This is a genomic window from Prevotellamassilia timonensis, assembly GCF_021531665.1.
Taxonomy (GTDB): domain Bacteria; phylum Bacteroidota; class Bacteroidia; order Bacteroidales; family Bacteroidaceae; genus Alloprevotella.
On the sequence record NZ_JADYUH010000052.1, the window covers coordinates 1 to 20,702 of the forward strand.

The following is a 20,702-nucleotide window of genomic DNA, read 5'->3' on the forward strand; positions in this document are numbered from 1 at the left end:
ACATGGCTTTTTTTGCCTGCAAAGTACGAAAGCGCGAAGAATTTGAACAAGACGGTTGATTTCGGATGGTTACAACCATTCGTGTTCTTTTGATGAGCCATTCATATTCCCAAAACCGTTTTTTGGGTGTAAAAGAATGCCCGAAGTCCGATTTGACAGGACTTCGGGCATTCTTTTTCCGTGTTTTAGCGGACAGCCATCATTTCTTCTGAAGAGACGGTGGGAGAACTTCATCGTCGTCGGAATCTCCCTTCATCGCCAATAGGCTTTCAACTGCGTGTCAAAGACGAGGGTGGAGTAGGGGAGCAGGACGCCGGAGGAAGAGCCGGCGTAGCCCATTTCTTGTGGAATGTAGATGAGCCATCTGTCTCCGACGTGCATTCTCATGAGTGCGGTGGTGTAGCCTTCCACCAAATTGCTCACGAGGAAACTGGTGGGTGAGGAGAGTTTGTCGTTGAAGACATAGTCATCGCTCTCATAGAGTCCGCTGTGGTCAAAGACCTTTCCGTTGGGATAGTTTTCAGTGGGCATCAGGTGTCCGCAGTAGTTTACTTTGACGGAGTCAGTGTAGAGCGGGCAGCCCGCTCCGTTTCCTCTCTCCTTGATGAAGACGCAGATTGAGTCCGTGACGGTGCATCCGCCTTGCGGTTTGGAGAAACTGTGGAAGACTCGCCAGTCGCAGTGGTCCTCCCAGTCCTCGCCCCAAGTTTCTTTTGCTTCGGCAATGGCTGTTTTGGCTTCTTCCATTTTCTCCACGAAGAAGTCAGCGTTTCTGCCGAGCCAGTTCGTGCTAAAGTCAGTGTCTCCGGTGATGCCGAGGTCGTCTTGGCAGCCCACCAGGAGGAGTGCTGTCAGCAAGGGGAGAAGAAAGCGAAGTTTTTTCATGTTTTTGAGAATGAAGATTGAGGGAATGGCGCGAGTGTGGTTTTCACTGCAGTTTCTTCAGCAGAGAGATGAGGCTGACCTTCTCTTCGATGAGAGAAAGGAGTGAGTCAATGGGCACTCGGGTTTGTTCCATGGTGTCTCGGTCACGGAGGGTGACGCAGTTGTCTTTCAGCGTGTCGTGGTCAACGGTGATGCAGAAGGGAGTACCGATGGCATCCTGACGGCGATAGCGTTTTCCGATGGAGTCTTTCTCTTCATACTTACAGTTGAAGTGGAACTTCAGTTGCTGCATGATTTCGTGTGCTTTTTCGGGCAGTCCGTCTTTCTTGACCAAGGGCAGGATGGCGAGTTTGACGGGTGCCAGTGCTGCGGGGAGTTTCAGCACCACGCGAGTTTCGCCGTTTTCGAGTTTCTCTTCTTCGTAGGATTTGCACATCACGCTGAGGAACATTCTGTCCACGCCGATGGAAGTTTCGATGACGAACGGCGTGTAGCTTTCGTTGGTCTCGGGGTCGAAGTATTCAATTTTTCTTCCGGAGAATTTGGCGTGTTGTGAGAGGTCGAAGTTGGTGCGGGAGTGGATTCCTTCCACCTCTTTGAATCCGAAGGGCATTTTGAACTCGATGTCAGTGGCGGCGTTGGCATAGTGAGCGAGTTTCTCGTGGTCGTGGTAGCGATAGGAGTCATCGCCGAAGCCGAGTGCTTTGTGCCATTTGAGTCGTGTCTCCTTCCAAGACTTGAACCATTCGAGTTCTGTGCCGGGTTTCACGAAGAACTGCATTTCCATTTGTTCGAACTCGCGCATGCGGAAGATGAACTGACGCGCCACGATTTCGTTGCGGAATGCCTTTCCGATTTGTGCGATGCCGAAGGGCACTTTCATGCGTCCTGTTTTTTGCACGTTGAGATAGTTCACGAAGATGCCTTGTGCGGTTTCCGGTCGGAGGTAGATGGTGGATGCGCCGTCGGCAGTGGAGCCCACTTCTGTCTTGAACATGAGGTTGAACTGACGCACGTCAGTCCAGTTTCTGGTGCCTGAGATGGGGCATGCAATCTCTTCGTCCAAGATGATTTGCTTCAGTTCAGCCAGATCCATTGCATTCATGGCATCGGAGTAGCGTTGGTGAAGCGCATCGCGTTTTTGTTGATTTTCCAGGACGCGAGGATTGGTGCTGCGGAATTGTTCCTCGTCAAATTTGTCGCCGAAGCGTTTGCGAGCCTTGGCTACTTCTTTGTCGATTTTCTCTTCGTACTTTGCAATCTGATCTTCAATGAGCACGTCTGCGCGGTAGCGTTTCTTGGAGTCGCGGTTGTCGATGAGGGGGTCGTTGAAAGCGTCCACGTGTCCGGAAGCTTTCCAAACAGTGGGGTGCATGAAGATGGCGGAGTCGATTCCGACGATGTTCTCGTGGAGGAGCACCATGGACTGCCACCAGTACTGTTTGATGTTGTTTTTCAGTTCGACGCCGTTCTGTCCGTAGTCATAGACAGCGCCTAAACCGTCGTATATGTCGCTTGAAGGAAATACGAAACCGTATTCTTTGCAGTGAGAAACTATTTTCTTGAAAACGTCTTCTTGTGCCATGTTCTGAAATGTGTTGAGTTAAATTTTGGGTGCAAATTTAGTAAAATCTCTGGAAGTGAGTTTCTAATGTGGCTGCTCAATCGAAGTGATTAGGTTCTTTTTGCAGAAGTTCCACGATGGCGGCGGGTGGGCGTTTGTGTTGCAGTTCCTGTTTCATCCAGTCCATGTAGGGGGTGACGTGTGCGAAGAAGCGGCGATAGCCTTTGCAAAGGTAGTTCAGTCCGGGTTCTCCATCGGCAGTTTTTGCGAAGCGGTTCTTGGGACATTCCCCGTGGCAGGCGAAGAGAAACGGACACTCTTTGCATTGCCGCGGCAGACTGTCGTGCTTGGCTTTTCCGAACGACATCTGCCGGTCGCTGTACATCAGTTCCAGCAGGGTGTTTTGATGTATGTTTCCCAAATGATATTGCGGAAAGACGAAGTGGTCGCAACTGAAGACGTCTCCGTTCCATTCGATGGCTCCGGCGTGGCCGCATTGTTTGGCAAGGGTGCAGATGCCCGGTTGGACGCCCATCCAGTTTGCCAGTGTGGAGTCGAAGATTTGGATGAAGAAGTTGCCCACGTCGTGGTGCACCCATTCGTCGAAGATTTCGCAGAGGAAGTTTCCCCATTCTTCGGGCGTCACGCTCATCGGCATCATGCCTCCTTCTCCTGCTTCCGCGACGGCTGCCAGTTTTCGCCCGTCGGCGTGAGTCTCCAGTCGTTCCACGATGGGTGTGAATTGGATGTAGTGGCAGTCAATGCTGCGGAAGAAGTCATAGAAGGCGAGAGGGTCTTTCACGTTTTTGTCGTTCACGACAGCCAGGGCGTTCCATTCCACTCCGAATTGGTTGAGCAGTTTGATGCCCTTCATGACTTGTACGAAAGAAGGTCTTCCGGAGCGGCTTCGGCGATAGCGGTCGTGCACCTCCTGTGGTCCGTCGATGCTGACCCCGACGAGCCAGCCTTCTTTTTTGAAAAACTGACACCATTCCGGCGTGAGGAGTGTCCCGTTGGTTTGGATGCAGTTGTCGATGGCTTTGCCTGCGGCATATGTCTTCTGCAATTCAATCACTCGCCGGTAGAAACTGATGGGTCGCATGAGTGTTTCCCCGCCGTGCCAGGTGAAGAGCACGGAGGAGGTGGTCTGCGCCTCAATGTATTGTTTGATGAAAAGTTCGAGCGTTTCGTCGCTCATGATTTGCGCGTGCTGCCCATCGTAGAGTTTACTCTTTTCGAGATAGTAGCAGTAGTTGCAAGCCAGATTGCACTTTGAGCCGGCGGGCTTTGCCAAAATGTAGAGCGGTGAGCCGAAGGGAGAAATTGTGGTCAAGGAAATACTATAATAGGAGTGTAACTATTTTTGATACAGGGGTGTTCTCATAATCCGATAGAACTCCCCTGCAAAGATAGAACATTTATCGGGTTTGGGTGGCGTTTCCGGTTTCCGGTCTCACCTTACCTCCTCTTTTCTTTGTGCTATTTATTCTTTGCACTATCTTTGCCCTTGCACAACGTTTGTCCTTGTAAAAAACTCATTGCTTTGAAAATAGAATATCTGACTCACCGTTTTTCTCTCCATCCCTCCGTGATGGCTCTTCATCCGGATTTTGTTTCCTTGGCTCCCTTTGTGCGCAGTCTTCCCCGGTTGTTTGCTGAAGACAAGGGCAAGGTGATTCACAAAGGTCGAAACGAATTGCGCGTCTTGTCCCATGAAGGGAGAAACTACGTGGTGAAATCTTTCCGCCGTCCCAACTGGGTGAATCGTTTTGTCTATGGTTTCTTCCGCCCCTCCAAGGCGAAACGCTCTTTTGACAACGCGCTCCTCCTGCAATCCATCGGTGTCGGCACTCCCCAACCTGTGGCATATTATAATGTGCGCTCCTGGGGAGGGCTTTGTTTTGAGAAAAGTTATTTTGTGACCCTCTGCTCTGAGGGAGTCCATCGCTACGAAGAACTTTTCACCACCCGGTTTGACTATGCTGACGAGGTGCTCCGCGCCATAGGCAGCCTGACGGCGGTGCTCCACGAACACCGTTTGGCTCACAAGGACTATGGGCGTGCCAACATCCTCTTCCGTCGCACTTCCGAGGGCAAGATTGAACTGGAGTTGGTGGATCTCAATCGGATGTATCACGGCGAACTTGATTTGCAAAAGGGGTGTCGCAACTTTGAGCGCCTGCCTGCCACGCCCCACATGCACCGCCTCATGGCAGAAGCCTATGCTGAGGCTCGCGGCTTCGACGCCGAAGAGTGCTTCCGACTGATGCAGGCTTTCCGCAGCACGCAACCGGGAAAGATTGACGACAAATGGTGAGTTCCGACCCTATTTCATCTTCCGAACCATGAAAATCATTGCAGTAGTTGTGACCTATAATCGTTGCGCTCTTTTGCAGCGCACGGTGAATTGTCTCCGAAACCAGTCTGTTCCTCTGAGTGAAATCTTGGTTGTCAACAACGGTGCCACCGATGGCACCGGCGATTGGCTCGCGGCTCAGACCGACCTTCGCGTGGTGACCCAGGAAAATGTCGGCGGCTCCGGCGGTTTTCATCGTGGCATTGACGAGGCATATCGTTTGGGTGCCGAGCGAATCTGGTGCATGGACGATGACGTTTTTCCTCGTCCGGACTGCTTGGAAAGGCTACTCGCTGCTGAGGCGAGCCATCCCGATGCAGCCTTGCTGGCACCGCGTCGTTTGCAAGAAGGTCGGATTGTCTGCCACGACTTCACACGCTACAATCTCTCCAATCCCTTTGCCTCCATGTATGCCGGCAGAATTGCGCCTCTTTGTCCCTCCGTTCCGACCTACGTGGTCGGCACTGCCTTCGAAGGACCTTTCTTCCGGCGTGAACTGGTGGAGCGCATCGGACTGCCGAACAAGGAATTGTTCATTTTCTGCGATGACACGGACTACTGTCTGCGGGCGCATCTTGCGGGCTTGAAAATGCTCTATGTGCCTTCTGCTTTGATGGACAAAGAAAAATTCTTCGACCGCGACACGTGGGCAGAGCGTGAGCGAAAGAAAAAGTGGAAACGGTTCTATCAAGTTCGCAACTCTGCCTATCTCAACCACCACTACGGGCGCAACGCCTTTGTGCGCCATCTTCGCAGTTTCATCGGCGTTGCAGGCTATGTGCTCACCGCCTTGGTGGCTGCTCCTCTCGGGAAGGGTTGGAACTGGAGCGACATTCCCCGCCTTTGGAAAGCCTATCGCGACGGTGTGCACGAGCGCTTGGGGAAGATGTAGGCATTTCCCGTTCTCTTCTCTCCGCGCAGTGGTGTCGCTTGCCTTCTCTTCTTTTGTTTCTTTAGTAATATGAAAATAATAAGTTGCGTCAGATTTGAATGACATTTTCGAGGTCAGATTTTCACCCGAAGAAGGAGCATAGCCGTAGTTATGTGACTGATGAGGGAGGAAATATGGACCGAAAAGATTTTCAAAGATGATGCAGGTTATTTTTTGAGGATTACTTAATTCCTTGAGGACTTTCTATAAATTGGGCTGAGCACTTTCTTTTGAACGTTCCTTATCCTGTAATTTATAGAACACCCCTATATATAGAAAATCCCTCTTGTTTCAATTCATCTCATTCTCATGAAAAAACTTGTTGTTTTGACCGGCGCCGGCATGAGCGCCGAAAGTGGTTTTAGCACGTTCCGAGACAGCGACGGACTTTGGGAACGCTATCCCGTGGAGCAGGTTGCCACTCCGGAAGGATGGGTGGCAAATCCCAACCTTGTGACCGACTTCTACAATGGTTTGCGCTGCCAGTTGGTGACCGCGAAGCCGAACCTCGGACACCTCGCTTTGGCAGAGATGGAAAAGGACTTCGACGTGACCGTCATCACCCAAAACGTGGACGACCTTCACGAGCGTGCAGGAAGCAGCAAGGTGATTCATCTTCACGGCGAACTCATGAAAGTTTGTTCCAGCCGCGACCCCAACGACCCTCGCTACATCTCCACGCTTCCCGAAGACCGTTTGGAAGTTCCTCATGGCACACTGGCTCCGGACGGCTCTTTGCTTCGCCCTTGGATTGTTTGGTTCGGCGAGGCTGTTCCGAACCTTGAAATGGCAGCAGAGGAAGTGGAAAAGGCTGATGTCTTTGTCATCATTGGCTCCTCGTTGAATGTCTATCCCGCAGCCGGTCTCATCCGTTTTGCTCCGGCGAGTGCGTGTTGCTTCCTCATTGACCCTAAGGAGGTGAAGGTTCACGCGAATCGCCCCGTGGAAGTCATCCGCGAGGTAGCGTCCAAGGGGGTGCTGACGTTGAAAGAGAAGTTGAAGACGGCGGGAGAAAGAGACTAAAAGACAAAAAGACTAAAGGACAAAGAGATAAAAAGACTAAGAGACAAAGAGTCAAAGAGAGGAGGAGACGAAGGAACAAAGAGTCTTCTCCTTTCTTCTCTCGCCGCGCCGGAGGCGCACTCTGTCTAGATGATAACGGACTGAAAGCCCAACGAGCGACCAGCCCGTTGGTAAGCAAGGCTATCCAGCCTGGAAGGCTGTACTGTGAGTAAGTCGGCGTGCCATAATGGCCAATCTGCTGCGTAGCTATCAGATTTGGGCTTGGTCATGTACTTCAGTACACTCCCTAAGCCATCATCCTCAGCGCTTTGCGTCTTGACTATTCTGACACACCTTCGTCGGTTACAAAAAGAGGGAGCCGGGATGCAGGAGACGTGAAAACAGGACGCGGCGGAGCGTCTTTTTAGTATCCCAAAATATTACTGTCCGCTAAACCATAAAAGGGTGAGTCCAACTTCTGTCTTTATAGAGGTTGGACTCACCCTTTTATGGTTTAGCGGACAGTAATAATAATTTATAGAGCACCCCTATGCTCTTTAGGAAGGTCTGAATGTGTTCCTATGTCAGAAAGAACACTCCCTTCATTGTATTTATTTGTCAGCTTTTCCCTTTGCTGCGTCTCTCTCTTCGTCGTATTTTTCAAACACGGAGTTTTTGGAACGGAACTCGGGGACTGTGGCTTTCATGAGTCGAACCATGTCGGGGATGCGCACCTCACGCGAGAGTTTCTCCAGTTCATCTGCGGTGTGGCGGGCATCGGTGTAGTCATACTCACGAACTTTTGCCACGCGGATGCGGCTGTGCTCGGTGGGGAGGGTGTTCTCGTGGTCGGAGAGCACTTCTTCGTAGAGCTTTTCGCCGGGACGAAGCCCGGTGTATTCAATTTGTATGTCGCGACCGGGGGTGAAACCGGCGAGTTCAATCATGCGTTCGGCAAGGTGGGCAATCTTCACGCTGGCACCCATGTCAAAGACGTAGATCTGGTTGCCCTCACTCATGGTGGCTGCTTCCATCACCAGACGACACGCCTCGGGGATGGTCATGAAGAAGCGCGTGATGTCGGGATGGGTGACGGTGACCGGACCGCCCTTGGCGATTTGTTCGCGGAAGCGGGGAATGACGGAGCCATTGGAACCCAGGACATTACCGAAGCGGGTGGTGACGAAGCGTGTCTTGCCCTTCACTTCTCCTTTCTCAATGGCGAGTCCGAGGCTCTGGACGTAGATTTCAGCCAGACGCTTGGTGCAACCCATGATGTTGGTGGGGTTCACGGCTTTGTCTGTGCTGACCATGACCATCTTTTCGACGTCATATTCAATGCATTTGTCTGCCACGTTGCGACTGCCGGCGACATTGACGAAGACGGCTTCGCAGGGGTTCTCTTCCATGAGGGGCACGTGTTTGTAGGCGGCGGCATGGAAAACGACTTGGGGATGGTAGTCGCGGAAGACGTAGTCAAGGCGGGCTGGGATACGCACGTCCCCGATGATGGGCACGAAGTTCAAGTCGGGGAAGCGTTCTTCCAGTTCAAGGCGGAAGTTGTGCATGGGTGTCTCGGCGTTGTCAAAGAGCACGAGTTTCTTGACACCGAAGCCGGCGAGTTGGCGACACAGCTCGGAGCCGATGCTTCCTGCGGCGCCGGTGACCAGTACGGTTTTGCCCTGGAAAGCTGCTCGAATCTCATCCAATGAGATGCGGATTTCGGGACGTCCGAGGAGGTCTTCAATCTTTATCTCACGCACGGGGACGGGGCAGACTTTGCCACCCACGACTTCTTCGACGGAGGGAGAATAGAGCACCTTGACCTTGTAGCGGGTGCAATAGCGTATCAGTTTGTCTTCTTCATTTCTTGCATCTTGTCGATGGGCAAAGATGACTGCGCTCACGCGACGCGTTTTGACCACGGTGGCGAAGTCATTCTCGCCGGAGACGTGGAAAACGTGTTTGCCGTGGATGACATGGCTGCCATGGCGGTTCCCTGTGACGAGGAAGCCGACCACGTCGTATTTGTTGCTGCTCTGCAGGGTTCGCACGAAGGAAATCGCCTTGTTGCCAGTGCCATAGATGAGCACGGCGTCAAGGCTTCGTCGGTCTTGCACGCGGCGTCGGATGATGTCGTATGCCAAAATCATGCAGACGCGTGTCATCACCAACACGGTGATGGTCACCAGTCCGTCCAACACAAGTAGGGCGACGATGTGGCGGAAGGAATAGATGCCCGCCAAGGGGGTCAATGACACAGAAGCGGCGATGGCGGTTTCTTTTCCCAACACTGCCAGCACGAGCAGTCCCACCTCGCGGAGATTGGAGTGACGAATGACGGCATAGTAGGTCTTGAGGAGCACGAAACATATTCCCACCCCGAGCATGCCGGCGCCAAGCCATGTCAGCAGGAAGGGGAGTGCGTAGAAATCTTTACTGTGAAAAGCCATCCAGAGACCCAAAAGAGCCATGATGGAGGCGAAGGCTGACAGGAGCATGTCAATACCAAAGACGACATAAACGTTCACATATTTGTCAATGTGAAGCTTTTGAAGAAGATTAGACATAGGTGTCAGATTTTTTTGTGAAGTTGTATCGTTGAACGAGACAATCAATTTTTTGGTGTTCTCTTTCCCTTGTCAGTGCACATTTATTAATACCCTGACCTACAGCCGTTTATGTTTTGAAGATGAAACAATCTTGAAAATTGAATGCGCGTCAGATCCTCTCTTCGTGGCATAATTTGATTGTTCTTTTTCGTCAAACTCTCTTTGTTTTGACCCCGTCCGAAGAAAATGAGCCGGGCGGAATCGCCTCAAACAGAGTATAACGGCACAAAGTTATTTATATCTTTTTATATAACAAATTTTGAGTCTGTTTTTTTAAAAAATGCCACCCCCATTCGGTGAATTTTAATGATTCTTAAGTCTGTGGGGTGTTCTACAAATTACGGGAAAAGGAACGTTCAAAAGAAAGTGCTTACGTTTTGGTCGCTTTTCGCTTCTTAGCGCGCCCTTTTGTAAGTTTCGTCAGTCACATAGCCCGCTATGCTCCTTCCTCAACTGACAAAAGTTCATCTCTAAGAAATCAAAAATCAACTCAACCTAATTTTTAGAACACCCCTTGTAAGTGAACATCTTTTCGGCGTTAAGATTATAAAACGCGCTGTTCATGGATTACTTCGGAAGTGGGAAGGAGGTGGCAACGGTCGGCGTGGGTTTGCCGTCTCCTGATGATTTTTCTTTGATATTTGTGTGTTTGTTTTTCTGTCTCTTGCTCTTTCTGAATCACGGTCTTCGTCAGTGGGTTGTTGGGTGTTGCTTTTTTGCCGACGCGCAGCGTCTATAATACGTATATCAAAGGTAAATGAAAAACCTTGCAAACCCTACACAAACCCTACATTCTCCCATTCACATATTTGATTATAAGGATATTGAAGAGTGTATGGTTTGTGTGCTAGATCCTACACGAACTTTGCACAAAACCCTACACAAGGTTATACGCATAACCCTACATCGGGGTGTTCAAAATCGTGCACAAAATCTACATAAAAGTGTTTAAAACCCTACACTGAAGCGTTCAAAGCAGGGCGTAAAAATGTTTACAAAAACTTTATTCCGTTTTTGGACACGAATCAAGCGAATGCAAGGAATAGAACGAACAAAAACGAGAAAACCTTTTCCCAGCAGGAACCGCATCTTATCTGTGAATTCATCAAATGCAAAGCCGCAGCGACTGAGCCGCAGTAAGGCGGAGTAGGTGGCGAATTCATCGTGCTACCATTGAACGGTTTATTTCTGTTTATCGCCTTGAAGAGAATGGCAGCCTTCTGAAAGAAGGCACGGGGGATGCTGTCGGTTGGGCGTTAAGAGCTTGCTCTTATAAGACCAAAACGGAAGCATCACAGCAGCGGCGCAGCCGCCATACTCTTCAAGGGGTTTTCTTGGTTTTCGTTTTTCGTTCTTTACGCCTGAATCGTTCCATTCGCGAAATTCGTGTTCAAAACAAAATGAAAGCTGCCTTAATGAATCCATTTATCAGGATTCTTGGAGAGAAAAGAGGAAGGAGCCCGCCGAAAAAACCAACAATTTTGAGCGTTTTTTTCGGCGATTAGGTATTAACATTTTTAACTTCCGAGAACACTTTTCATCTCGTAATTTTGCCTACTCGGCTCGCAGTTTTACTTAGAAGAAGGGAAATTAAAATTAGAAGAAGGGAAATTTTAATTTGCTAAAGGCAAATTTTTCTTAGATGCGCTTCTAAAACTCCCGTTTTTAAAGGGGAAGTGACGAAAAAAGGGAGAAGCCGAGGCTCCTCCCATATCTCTGTACAAATATAATACTTTTCATCGCCAAAAGCAAGAAGTGTTAAAACCGAAAAACCGCCTTGGGTGTGGAAAAAATGGGAAGGAATACGACTATAATCTTCACCTCCTTTTAATACGTATATGGTGAAACAAGCGAACCGCACGCGCAACCCTACATTGCTTTTTTGGGGGTGTCGGTCACATGTCCCGCCATGCTCCGTCGTTTTCAGACAACACAACATCTTAACGCAGTCAAAATCGGCTCAACCCGATGTATGTTTACCGCCTTATTTGCCGTTTGTGGGTTGGATTTTGTATGCTGAGAGTTGTCAAGAGAGGGGGGAAAACGTATAATCCTCCTTCATCAGTGGCTTTATTTGTGAAGACCAATGTATCTTTGGCGAAGTTTTTGCCCGTCTAAGACGGGAGGAATGTGTATTTCATAACTTATAACTATGGCAAACAGAAATGATTTACGTTGGCAGAATAATTATGAAGCTCTGAAGGCATATATTGAGGAACATCATTACCTGCCTGATAAAAGAAAGGTTGAGAATCGCAAATTGGTGAACTGGTGGAAATATAACAGGAGACGCATCAGGTTAGGGAAGATAGACCCCGAACGCGCTCGGAAACTGGAAGAACTGAGCAATATGCGTTGGCTTTGAGGCTCACGCGGATTGTTTGTCTCACGCAGCATCGTAGAAGTATTCTTTGAACACGGTTAGACCGTTTTGAAGTGGCGCGTTTGCGCCACTTTTTTGCGCTTTCCCGTTCGGTTTTGCGAGGGGACGGAATAGCAGGTGGAAATGTCAGTCTGGAATGCGATACGCCCGCGAAGATGGCGGCGTGAGTCGCTTTGCACGAAAGACAAAAACCGTGTTTCGTCAAATTCGTTCGTCACGTTCGTTACGCACGTTACTTTCGTTACGTTCGATTCGTTCAATCCGTTCATTTCGTGCGACTCTTGTTCAAGAATAGATCACTCTCTTTCAAAAAATAGTTGTTTTATTCTTTCGTTTCACTCACCTTGCACTATCTTTGCTTCGCAATATTATAATATTCCTATACATATATATACCTCAAACTTATGTTAGACGTAAAGAAATGCTTGAGCGATTGTGAAGAACGCATGGAACTGAGTGTCATGCACCTGGATGAAACCTTTGCACAAATCCGTGCCGGAAAAGCCAATGTGCACATTCTCGATGACTTGAGAGTGAGTTCCTACGGCTCCATGGTGCCCATCAACAATGTGGCAGCCGTGACCACTCCCGACTCTCGCACCATCGCCATCAAACCCTGGGACAAGTCCATGTTCCACGTGATTGAAAAAGCCATCATTGATTCCACCATCGGCATCATGCCCGAAAACAACGGTGAAATCATTCGCTTGGGCATTCCGCCCCTCACCGAAGAGCGTCGTCGTCAGTTGACGAAGCAGTGCTCCAAGGAAGCCGAGGAGGCAAAGGTCGCCATTCGAAACGCTCGCCGCGATGGCATCGACAAGTTGAAGAAAGCTGTGAAGGACGGACTGAGCGAAGACATCGAAAAGGATGCTGAGGCAGACCTCCAGAAGATTCACGACAAGAAAGTGAAAGCCATTGAGGACCTGCTTGCAGCCAAAAACAAGGAAATCATGACTGTCTGATCCGGCATGCACGGTTTAGTCATCAAAACTGCCACGGCATCCTACTGGGTGCGCTCGGACTCCGGCGAGGCGGTCGAATGTAAGATTAAAGGGAACTTCCGGCTGCGGGGCATTCGTTCCACGAACCCCGTGGCGGTGGGCGATTGGGTGACTTTCAGTCGCGCTTCCGAGGAGGGCATGGCATATATCACGGAGATTGACGAGCGGAGGAACTATGTGATTCGCCGCTCTTCCAATCTTTCCAAGCAGAGCCACATCCTCGCTGCGAACATAGACCGCGTTTTGCTCCTGGTCACCATGGCGCGTCCGGAGACGTCCACGACTTTCATTGACCGTTTTTTGGCTTCGGCGGAGGCATACGCCGTGCCGGTTTCCATCGTGTTCAACAAGATGGATGACTTATCGGAGTCAGAGTTGGAGCGCGTGGAAGCCTTGCAGCAGTTGTATGAAACTGTGGGCTATGCCTGTCACCGTCTCTCTGCGCTGACGGGTGAAGGTTTGGAGACGCTCGCCGAGGTGCTTCAAGACAAGACGACGCTTTTGGCGGGTCATTCCGGGGTGGGGAAGTCCACCTTGCTGAATCAGTTGGTGCCGGAGGCGGGAGCGCGCACTGCTCAAGTGTCTGAAGCACACGGCACGGGAATGCACACCACGACCCACAGCGAACTCTTCGAACTTCCCGGCGGCGGGGCTTTGATTGACATCCCCGGCGTCAAGGGTTTCGGCACGTTCAACTTGGAGCCCGAGGAGGTGACACACTACTTCCCGGAGATTTTCCGCATTTCCCGCGACTGCCGCTTTGACAACTGCACGCACACCCACGAACCGGGGTGCGCCGTTTTGCAGGCACTGGAGGAGGGGCGCGTGGCACTGAGCCGCTACACATCCTATCTCAGTATTCTTGGAGACAAGGAGGAAGGGAAGTATCGAGCGGCGTATTAAGCATCGGCGGCGCGGTCTCCGTTTCCCTCCATTATAGTTCGAAAGTGGTCTCGTGAATGTCTCATAAAAAAGAATTGATGAACCAATTGATGAGCATTCAAGAGAGAACTTAGTTTGGGTTGCAGAGTCTCTAATTCATTTCTTAGCGCGCCCTTTTGTAAGTTTTGTCAGTCACATAGCCTTCCATGCTCCTTCCTCCACAGAGGACAGTTCATCTCTAAGAAAACCGACTCAACCAAAATAACATTCCAAAATTTGAAACCACATGACCATCATCATCATTCTTGCTCTTTTGGCTTTGTGTCTGGGCGTGGTTGAAATCTTCATCATTCCCGGTTTCGGTGTGTCCGGCATTGCCGCCATTCTTTGTGCGCTGGCGGACGTGGTATTGATTTATCAGTCCTACGGCTTTTTGCCGGCAGTGTTGTCTGTGGCAGCAGCCTTAGTTTTGCTGGGGCTTATGCTTTGGTGGGTGAGTCGTTCGCGGATGCTTGACAGGATGGCTTTGCACAGCACCATCTCTTCTTCCTCCGCTTCTTCCGACCAACTCTCCGTGCAGGTGGGCGACCACGGCGTGGCACTCACTCGCTTGGCACTGATTGGCAATGCCCGCATCAACGGGAAACAGGTGGAGGTCAAATCGTCCGGCGCGTTCATCAACCCCGGCACTCCCCTCGTTGTGGTAGCGGTGAATGAAGCGAATGTGACGGTGGAGGCGTGTCCGCAAACATAACCCTTTTGGGCGGTGCGTGATAATAGCCAATATGCTGCGTTGCCATCTCTGCCATTCTGAGCATTGTTCTCAATGTCCCCTTGTTTGTAACCACACCATATTATAATGGGGTGTTCTATAAATTAGGGGATAAGGAACGTTCAAAAGAAAGTGCTTACGTTTTGGTCGCTTTTCGTTTCTTAGCGCGCCCTTTTGTAAGTTTCGTCAGTCACATAGCCCGCTATGCTCCTTCCTCAACAGACAAAAGTTCATCTCTAAGAAATCAAAAATCAACTCAACCTAATTTTTAGAACACCCCATATGAAACGAAATCTACTTTTCTTGTTATTCCTTCTCAGCGTAGTTTTGACCGCTGAGGCGAATGTGCCCGTGCGCCGCGTCATGACGCATCGGCAGTCTGACGGGACGTTGCTCACTTATCGCTTTGAGGGCAACGGCCTTTATGTTTCCTACACCACGCTCGACGGCATCTCGTTGCTGAGAGGTGCGGACAAGCATTTCTACTATGCCGCGTTGCGTGGCGGCGAGGCGGTGCCCACTGCCACGCTTGCCCACGACGAGGCGTTGCGCAGCGAGGGCGAGCAGTCCTTCCTTGCCGAACAGGCAGTGCAGGCAGATGAATTGGCGGAGCTCATGCAACAGAAAACCGCGCTGAAGTCCATTAACCCCAAGGGCTTCACACCTGCCACGACCGACGGACTCGGCAAGTACGGACTGTCTGCCAACGGCTCCGTCAAGAGCATCGGTGCGCCGGTCATTCCCGTGGTGATGGCAGAGTTCACGGACCGTCACTTCCAGGACACAACCACCATCGAGAAGGTCAGCCGCTTCTTCAACGAGGAGGGCTATGCTGATGAGTCTTACTCAAAAGGCTCGGTGGCAGACTACTACAAACAGATGAGCAACGGGCTGTTCACGCCGACCTTCAAGGTCGTGGCGAAGGTGAGACTCTCTCAGCCCTACGCCTACTATGGCGCTGATGCTTCCTCCACTTCCATCGACACGAACTACAAGGAGTTCGTGAAGGAAGTACTCGACTCCGCCTCCAAGACAGTGAACTTTGCGGAGTTCGCCACCGCCGGCAAAGTCCCCATGGTCAGCGTGATGTATGCCGGTCCCGGTCAGCACTCCAGCCGCGAGGACGGTTATGAGGACTATCTCTGGGCGCGCTTCTCCTCCGGCACCTCCTTCTCCGTCAATGACGGTGCGGTGACGGTCTCCTCCTTCTTCCTCGGAGACGAGTTGTTCCAGAACTATAACATAAACGATGACGGAAGCTACGTGCCCATCAGCGCCAACTTCGACGGCATCGGGCTCTTCTGCCACGAGTTCTCCCACGCCCTCGGTTTGCCCGACCTCTACTACACCGGCAAAAATACCACCATCTCCAAAACCATCCGCACCATGGGCTACTGGGATTTGATGGACTACGGACAGTATATGTACAACGGCTACTATCCGCCCGCCTATTCCGCCTACGAACGCAGTTTCCTCGGCTGGCTCGACATCAAGGAGTTGACCGATCCCGAGTTCGTCACCCTCTATCCCTCCGGCTCCGAGGACCTCGGCCCCACGGCGTGTGTCATCCGCAATCCGGAGAATGAGAAGGAGTATTACATCTTCCAGAATCGTCAGGACCGCACTTGGTATCATGCCAACTTCCTCGGTCACGGTTTGTTGGTGACTCACGTGGACTACTCCGCCTCCCTTTGGACTTCCAACTCGGTGAACAACGATCCCGACCATCGCCGTGTGATGTATGTGCCTGCCGACAACGGCTACAACCTCACCTACCGTCAGAGCGGCGAGTCATCCTCCGATTTCTGGAACACCTATCGCAACGACCTCTTCCCCGGCGGTCTCGGCGTCACGGACTTCACCGACGACACCACCCCCTCTGCCGATGTCTTCACCGCCTCGGGCAAATTGGGTAAGCCGGTCTATGGCATCACGGAGCATGCCGACGGCACCATCACCTTCGCCTTCCTCGACCAGTCTCTCACGGGTGTGCAGAGCGTGATGACCGAGGAGAACGGCACTGCCACGGAAGTCTATGGCATCAACGGACGCCGCCTCCCCGGACTGCAGGGCGCTGCCCCCGGCGTCTATATCGTCCGCCAAGGCGACACCGTCCGCAAGGTGCTGGTGAAATAGGAGTCGAAGAGACAAAGAGTCAAAAAGACTAAGAGACAAAGAGTCAAAAAGATAGAAAGTCAAAAAGATAAAAAGTTGGAAAGAAGTTTTGAAAACTTATTCATTTGGCAAGAGTCGAGAGTTCTCATTCGCACTATCTACAAGATGATGGAAACATGTAGAGACTTCGGATTCAAAGATCAGTTTCAACGGGCTGCTGTTTCAATAATGAATAATATAGCAGAAGGGTTTGAATCTGGATCCGATGCAAAATTCATGAGCTTTCTTAATATATCAAGAGGTAGTTGTGGAGAGGTTCGCTCTATGCTTTATCTTTGTGAGGACCTGGGCTATTGTACAAAAGATGAGCGTGAAAAGCTTCAAACACAACTGCGCAAGATTACTTCTGGAATATTTAAACTATCTGATTCCATCTCAAAAAAAGACTCTTAGTCTCTTCAACTCTTAGTCTCTTAGTCTCTTAGTCTCTTCGTCTCTTTGACTCTTCGTCTCTTCGACTCTTCGACTCTTAGTCTCTTAGTCTCTTTGACTCTTCGTCTCTTCGTCTCTTCGTCTCTTCGTCTCTTCGTCTCTTAGTCTCTTAGTCTCTTCGTCTCTTAGTCTCTTAGTCTCTTAGTCTCTTAGTCTCTTAGTCTCTTAGTCTCTTTGACTCTTAGTCTCTTAGTCTCTTAGTCTCTTCGTCTCTTCGTCTCTTCGACTCTTCGTCTCTTCGTCTCTTCGTCTCTTCGACTCTTCGTCTCTTCGACTCTTAGTCTCTTAGTCTCTTAGTCTCTTAGTCTCTTAGTCTCTTAGTCTCTTCGTCTCTTAGTCTCTTCGTCTCTTAGTCTCTTTGACTCTTAGTCTTTTAGTCTCTTAGTCTCTTTGACTCTTCGTCTCTTCGTCTCTTCGTCTCTTCGACTCTTCGACTCTTAGTCTCTTAGTCTCTTAGCCTCTCATTCATGCCCGAAGAATATCTCAAAAACTGTCCTTTGTTGCGCGACACCTCTTTCATGAACCTCATGGTGCGGCGCATCTGTAACGTGCTCATCATCGCCAACCCCTATGATGCCTTCATGCTCGAAGACGACGGGCGCGTCGATGAAAAAATTTTTGACGAGTATGCCAAACTCGGCTTGCGCTATCCGCCCCGCTTCTTTCAGGTCGCTTCGGCGCGCGAGGCAGACGAGGAGTTGCAGAACACGTCCTTCGACCTCGTGATTTGCATGCCGGGTGCGGAAGACAACGACGTCTTTGACATTGCCCGCAGCATCAAGGAGCGCTTCCGCGAGATTCCACTCGTCGTGCTCACCCCCTTCAGCCACGGCATCACCCGTCGCATGGAGAACGAGGACCTCTCCATCTTTGAATATGTCTTCTGCTGGCTCGGCAACACCGACCTTCTCATCTCAATCATCAAACTCATCGAGGACAAGATGAACCTCGAGCATGATGTGAACGAGGCTGGCGTGCAGATGATTCTGCTCGTTGAAGACTCCATTCGCTACTATTCCTCCATCCTTCCTTATTTATATAGGTTCGTCCTGCGTCAGAGTCTTGAGTTCGCCACCGAGGCTCTCAACTCGCAGCTGGAGATGCTGCGAATGCGCGGACGTCCGAAGATTGTCCTGGCAAGAAACTACGAGGAGGCATGGGAACTCTACACCCGCTACAAGGACCAGACGCTTGGTGTCATCAGCGACTGCCGCTTCCCCCGTGGCGGGGTGACGGACGAGTTGGCAGGCTTCGACCTCCTCAGTGCCATGCGCCGCGAAGACCCCTACCTTCCCCTCATTCTTCAGTCCTCCGAGACCGACCGCCGCAGCCTGGCGCGAAAGTGCGGCGCAGGCTTCATTGACAAGAACTCCAAGAAACCGGGCAACGACCTCCGAAAAATGGTGCTCGAGAAGTTCGGCTTCGGTGATTTCATCTTCCGCAAGCCCGGCTCACGCCGCGAGGAGGTGCGCATCCGCAACCTCAAGGACCTGCAGGACAACATCTTCACCCTGCCCGCCGAATCCTTCCTCTACCACATTCGCCACAACAACGTCTCTCGCTGGCTCGGCTCGAGAGCGCTTTTCCCCATTGCCGAGTTCCTCCGCCACGTCACCTGGGACGAACTCCAGGACATCGACGCCCACCGTCAAATCATCTTCGACGCCATCGTGCGCTATCGGCGCATGAAGAACCAAGGTGTGGTCGCCGTCTTCAATCGCTACCGCTTTGACCAGTACAGCAACTTCCAGCGCATCGGCGACGGTTCGCTCGGCGGAAAAGGGCGTGGCTTGGCGTTCCTCGACCACATCATCCTTCGTCACCCCGACCTCAACAGTTTCGACAACGCCTCGGTGCTGCTCCCCCGCACCGTGGTGCTCTGCACCGACATCTTCGACGAGTTCATGGAAGCGAACAAGCTCTATCCGTTGGCGCTCAGCGAAGCCCCCGACGAAGAAATCCTCGCCCGCTTCCTCAAGGCGCATCTCCCGGAGCGGCTGCGCGACGACCTCATCGCCTATTTGGAGGTAGTCACCGAACCCATCGCCATCCGCTCCTCCTCTCTCCTCGAGGATTCCCACTATCAGCCCTTCGCCGGCATCTATTCCACCTACATGATTCCCTCGCTGCCCGACACGGCGCGGCGCCTCGAACTCTTGGCGGATGCCGTGAAGGGGGTCTATGCCTCCGTCTTCTATCGCGACAGCAAGGCATACATGACCGCCACCCGCAACGTCATCGACCAGGAGAAGATGGCGGTGCTCCTGCAGGAGGTGGTGGGAAGTGACTATGGCGGGCACTACTATCCACACATCTCTGGCGTGGCGCGTTCCATCAACTACTATCCCATCGGCGATGAGACTGCCGAGGACGGCGTGGCGAACCTTGCGCTCGGCTTGGGAAAATACATTGTGGACGGAGGGCTCAGCCTGCGCGTCTGTCCTGCCTATCCCGACAAGGTGCTCCAGACCAGTGAGATGGAAATGGCGCTGCGTGAGACCCAGACGCGTTTCTATGCACTCGACACAACCTTCACCGACGGAAAATGTCAGGTCGATGACGGTTTCAACCTCAAAAAACTGCACGTCAAGGAGGCTGAGAAGGACGGCTCGCTGCGTTTCATCGCCTCCACCTATGACCCCTACGACATGGTCATCCGCGACGGAATCTATGACGGCGGCAGAAAACTCATCACCTTTGCCGGCGTCCTCCGCCACGGTGTCTTCCCCCTGCCGGAACTCTTGCAGAAGATTCTGAAGCACGGCAGCAGCGAGATGCGTCGCGCCGTTGAAATCGAGTTTGCCGTCAAACTGAATCCCGACCGCACGGGCTCGCTCTACCTGCTCCAGATTCGACCCATGGTGGAGTGTCGCATGATGTGTGACGAGGACCTCTCCGCCATCCCCGATGAAGAAACGCTGCTACGCTCCCACAACGCCATTGGGCACGGCGTGGTTGACGATGTGGAGGATGTGGTCTATGTCAAGACCGAAGACTTCACCGCTGCCAACAACCCCGCCATCGCCGACGAGATTGACACGCTCAATCGCCGCCTCGTGGAGGAGGGGCGTCACTATGTCCTCATCGGTCCCGGACGTTGGGGCAGCAGTGACCCATGGTTGGGCATTCCCGTCAAATGGCCTCACATCTCCAATGCGAAGGTGATTGTGGAGGCAGGTTTGACGAACTATCGTGTGGACCCGAGCCAGGGCACGCACTTCTTCCAAAACTTGACGAGTTTTGGTGTGGCATATTTCACGATTAACGACTTCCAAGGCGATGGTCACTATGACTATGCCGCCCTCGGTGTTCTCCCCGCCGTTCACGAAACGAAATTCCTTCGCCACGTGCGCTTTGAACGTCCGCTCGTCATCAAAACGGACGGTGTGAAGAAGGAAGGAGTAGTGATGCACGGCTAAGCGCCGGGGTGGCGGCGTGTGAAGTCTATTGGGCTTCACCGAAGATTTAGGAAAGCGATTTTTTGAAACATTAATTTGTTTTGGGCACGAAACGTTCAGAAATTGAATGAATGAATGAAAGACAAAAACCGGAAAAAACCTTGCGCTTGATGCAAACGGCTCTGACGAGCCTTTGATGCTGTGCCGGCTGGAAATTCCCGAGCAAGCTCCGAATTTTCAGCCTGCCACATCATCCCCCTGTCGGGTTGCATCCATCGCAAGGCGATAAACAGAAATAAGGGGTGT

General features: G+C 51.6%; 15 protein-coding genes. 10 read left to right on the forward strand and 5 right to left on the reverse strand.

Features of this window, described 5'->3' with window-relative positions:
• Positions 1 to 252: 252 nt before the first annotated feature.
• The 3 genes from I6E40_RS08500 to I6E40_RS08510 all read right to left on the reverse strand — a co-directional run bounded on the left by I6E40_RS08500 (position 253) and on the right by I6E40_RS08510 (position 3,788).
• A complete protein-coding gene (locus tag I6E40_RS08500) occupies positions 253 to 885 on the reverse strand; it encodes an FKBP-type peptidyl-prolyl cis-trans isomerase (RefSeq protein ID WP_235386612.1) in 633 nt (210 codons plus the stop codon).
• 43 nt (positions 886 to 928) lie between these two features.
• Positions 929 to 2,470 carry a glycine--tRNA ligase gene (locus tag I6E40_RS08505; RefSeq protein ID WP_235386613.1) on the reverse strand — a complete coding sequence of 514 codons (1,542 nt, stop codon included), beginning with the start codon at positions 2,468 to 2,470 and terminating at the stop codon, positions 929 to 931.
• Positions 2,471 to 2,546: 76 nt separating this feature from the next.
• On the reverse strand, positions 2,547 to 3,788 hold the full coding sequence (locus I6E40_RS08510) for an anaerobic sulfatase-maturation protein (protein ID WP_235386625.1): 1,242 nt from the start codon (positions 3,786 to 3,788) through the stop codon (positions 2,547 to 2,549).
• A 252-nt stretch (positions 3,789 to 4,040) separates the two neighbouring features.
• Between I6E40_RS08510 and I6E40_RS08515 the strand changes: the two genes are divergently transcribed.
• The 3 genes from I6E40_RS08515 (at position 4,041) to I6E40_RS08525 (ending at position 6,759) form a co-directional block, all read left to right on the forward strand.
• A complete protein-coding gene (locus tag I6E40_RS08515; RefSeq protein WP_235386626.1) occupies positions 4,041 to 4,766 on the forward strand; it encodes a lipopolysaccharide kinase InaA family protein in 726 nt (241 codons plus the stop codon).
• Between the two features lie 28 nt (positions 4,767 to 4,794).
• On the forward strand, positions 4,795 to 5,697 hold the full coding sequence (locus I6E40_RS08520; protein WP_235386614.1) for a glycosyltransferase family 2 protein: 903 nt from the start codon (positions 4,795 to 4,797) through the stop codon (positions 5,695 to 5,697).
• A gap of 348 nt (positions 5,698 to 6,045) precedes the next feature.
• A complete protein-coding gene (locus I6E40_RS08525; RefSeq protein ID WP_235386615.1) occupies positions 6,046 to 6,759 on the forward strand; it encodes an SIR2 family NAD-dependent protein deacylase in 714 nt (237 codons plus the stop codon).
• A 590-nt stretch (positions 6,760 to 7,349) separates the two neighbouring features.
• Here the strand turns inward: I6E40_RS08525 and I6E40_RS08530 are convergent.
• Complete coding sequence (locus tag I6E40_RS08530) at positions 7,350 to 9,308, reverse strand: polysaccharide biosynthesis protein (protein ID WP_235386616.1); 1,959 nt, start codon at positions 9,306 to 9,308, stop codon at positions 7,350 to 7,352.
• A 2,194-nt stretch (positions 9,309 to 11,502) separates the two neighbouring features.
• Here I6E40_RS08530 and I6E40_RS08535 point away from each other — a divergent pair.
• The 7 genes from I6E40_RS08535 (at position 11,503) to I6E40_RS08565 (ending at position 20,417) form a co-directional block, all read left to right on the forward strand.
• The gene (locus I6E40_RS08535) at positions 11,503 to 11,715 is read left to right on the forward strand and encodes a helicase associated domain-containing protein (RefSeq protein WP_235386617.1); all 213 of its coding nucleotides are present in this window, start codon (positions 11,503 to 11,505) and stop codon (positions 11,713 to 11,715) included.
• Positions 11,716 to 12,137: 422 nt separating this feature from the next.
• Entirely contained in the window at positions 12,138 to 12,698 is a 561-nt protein-coding gene (frr, locus tag I6E40_RS08540; protein WP_235386618.1) for a ribosome recycling factor, read from the forward strand.
• A gap of 6 nt (positions 12,699 to 12,704) precedes the next feature.
• Positions 12,705 to 13,640 (forward strand): ribosome small subunit-dependent GTPase A, encoded by a 936-nt coding sequence (gene rsgA / locus I6E40_RS08545; protein WP_235386619.1) that lies wholly within the window; start codon positions 12,705 to 12,707, stop codon positions 13,638 to 13,640.
• 265 nt (positions 13,641 to 13,905) lie between these two features.
• On the forward strand, positions 13,906 to 14,373 hold the full coding sequence (locus tag I6E40_RS08550) for an NfeD family protein (RefSeq protein WP_235386620.1): 468 nt from the start codon (positions 13,906 to 13,908) through the stop codon (positions 14,371 to 14,373).
• Positions 14,374 to 14,694: 321 nt separating this feature from the next.
• Positions 14,695 to 16,527 carry a M6 family metalloprotease domain-containing protein gene (locus tag I6E40_RS08555; protein WP_235386621.1) on the forward strand — a complete coding sequence of 611 codons (1,833 nt, stop codon included), beginning with the start codon at positions 14,695 to 14,697 and terminating at the stop codon, positions 16,525 to 16,527.
• A gap of 75 nt (positions 16,528 to 16,602) precedes the next feature.
• Positions 16,603 to 16,959 (forward strand): four helix bundle protein, encoded by a 357-nt coding sequence (locus tag I6E40_RS08560; RefSeq protein WP_235386622.1) that lies wholly within the window; start codon positions 16,603 to 16,605, stop codon positions 16,957 to 16,959.
• A gap of 506 nt (positions 16,960 to 17,465) precedes the next feature.
• The gene (locus I6E40_RS08565) at positions 17,466 to 20,417 is read left to right on the forward strand and encodes a PEP/pyruvate-binding domain-containing protein (protein ID WP_235386623.1); all 2,952 of its coding nucleotides are present in this window, start codon (positions 17,466 to 17,468) and stop codon (positions 20,415 to 20,417) included.
• A gap of 95 nt (positions 20,418 to 20,512) precedes the next feature.
• Here the strand turns inward: I6E40_RS08565 and I6E40_RS08570 are convergent.
• Positions 20,513 to 20,702, reverse strand: a 190-nt coding sequence (locus I6E40_RS08570) for a hypothetical protein (RefSeq protein ID WP_235386624.1), incomplete at its 5' end; no start/stop codon positions are given.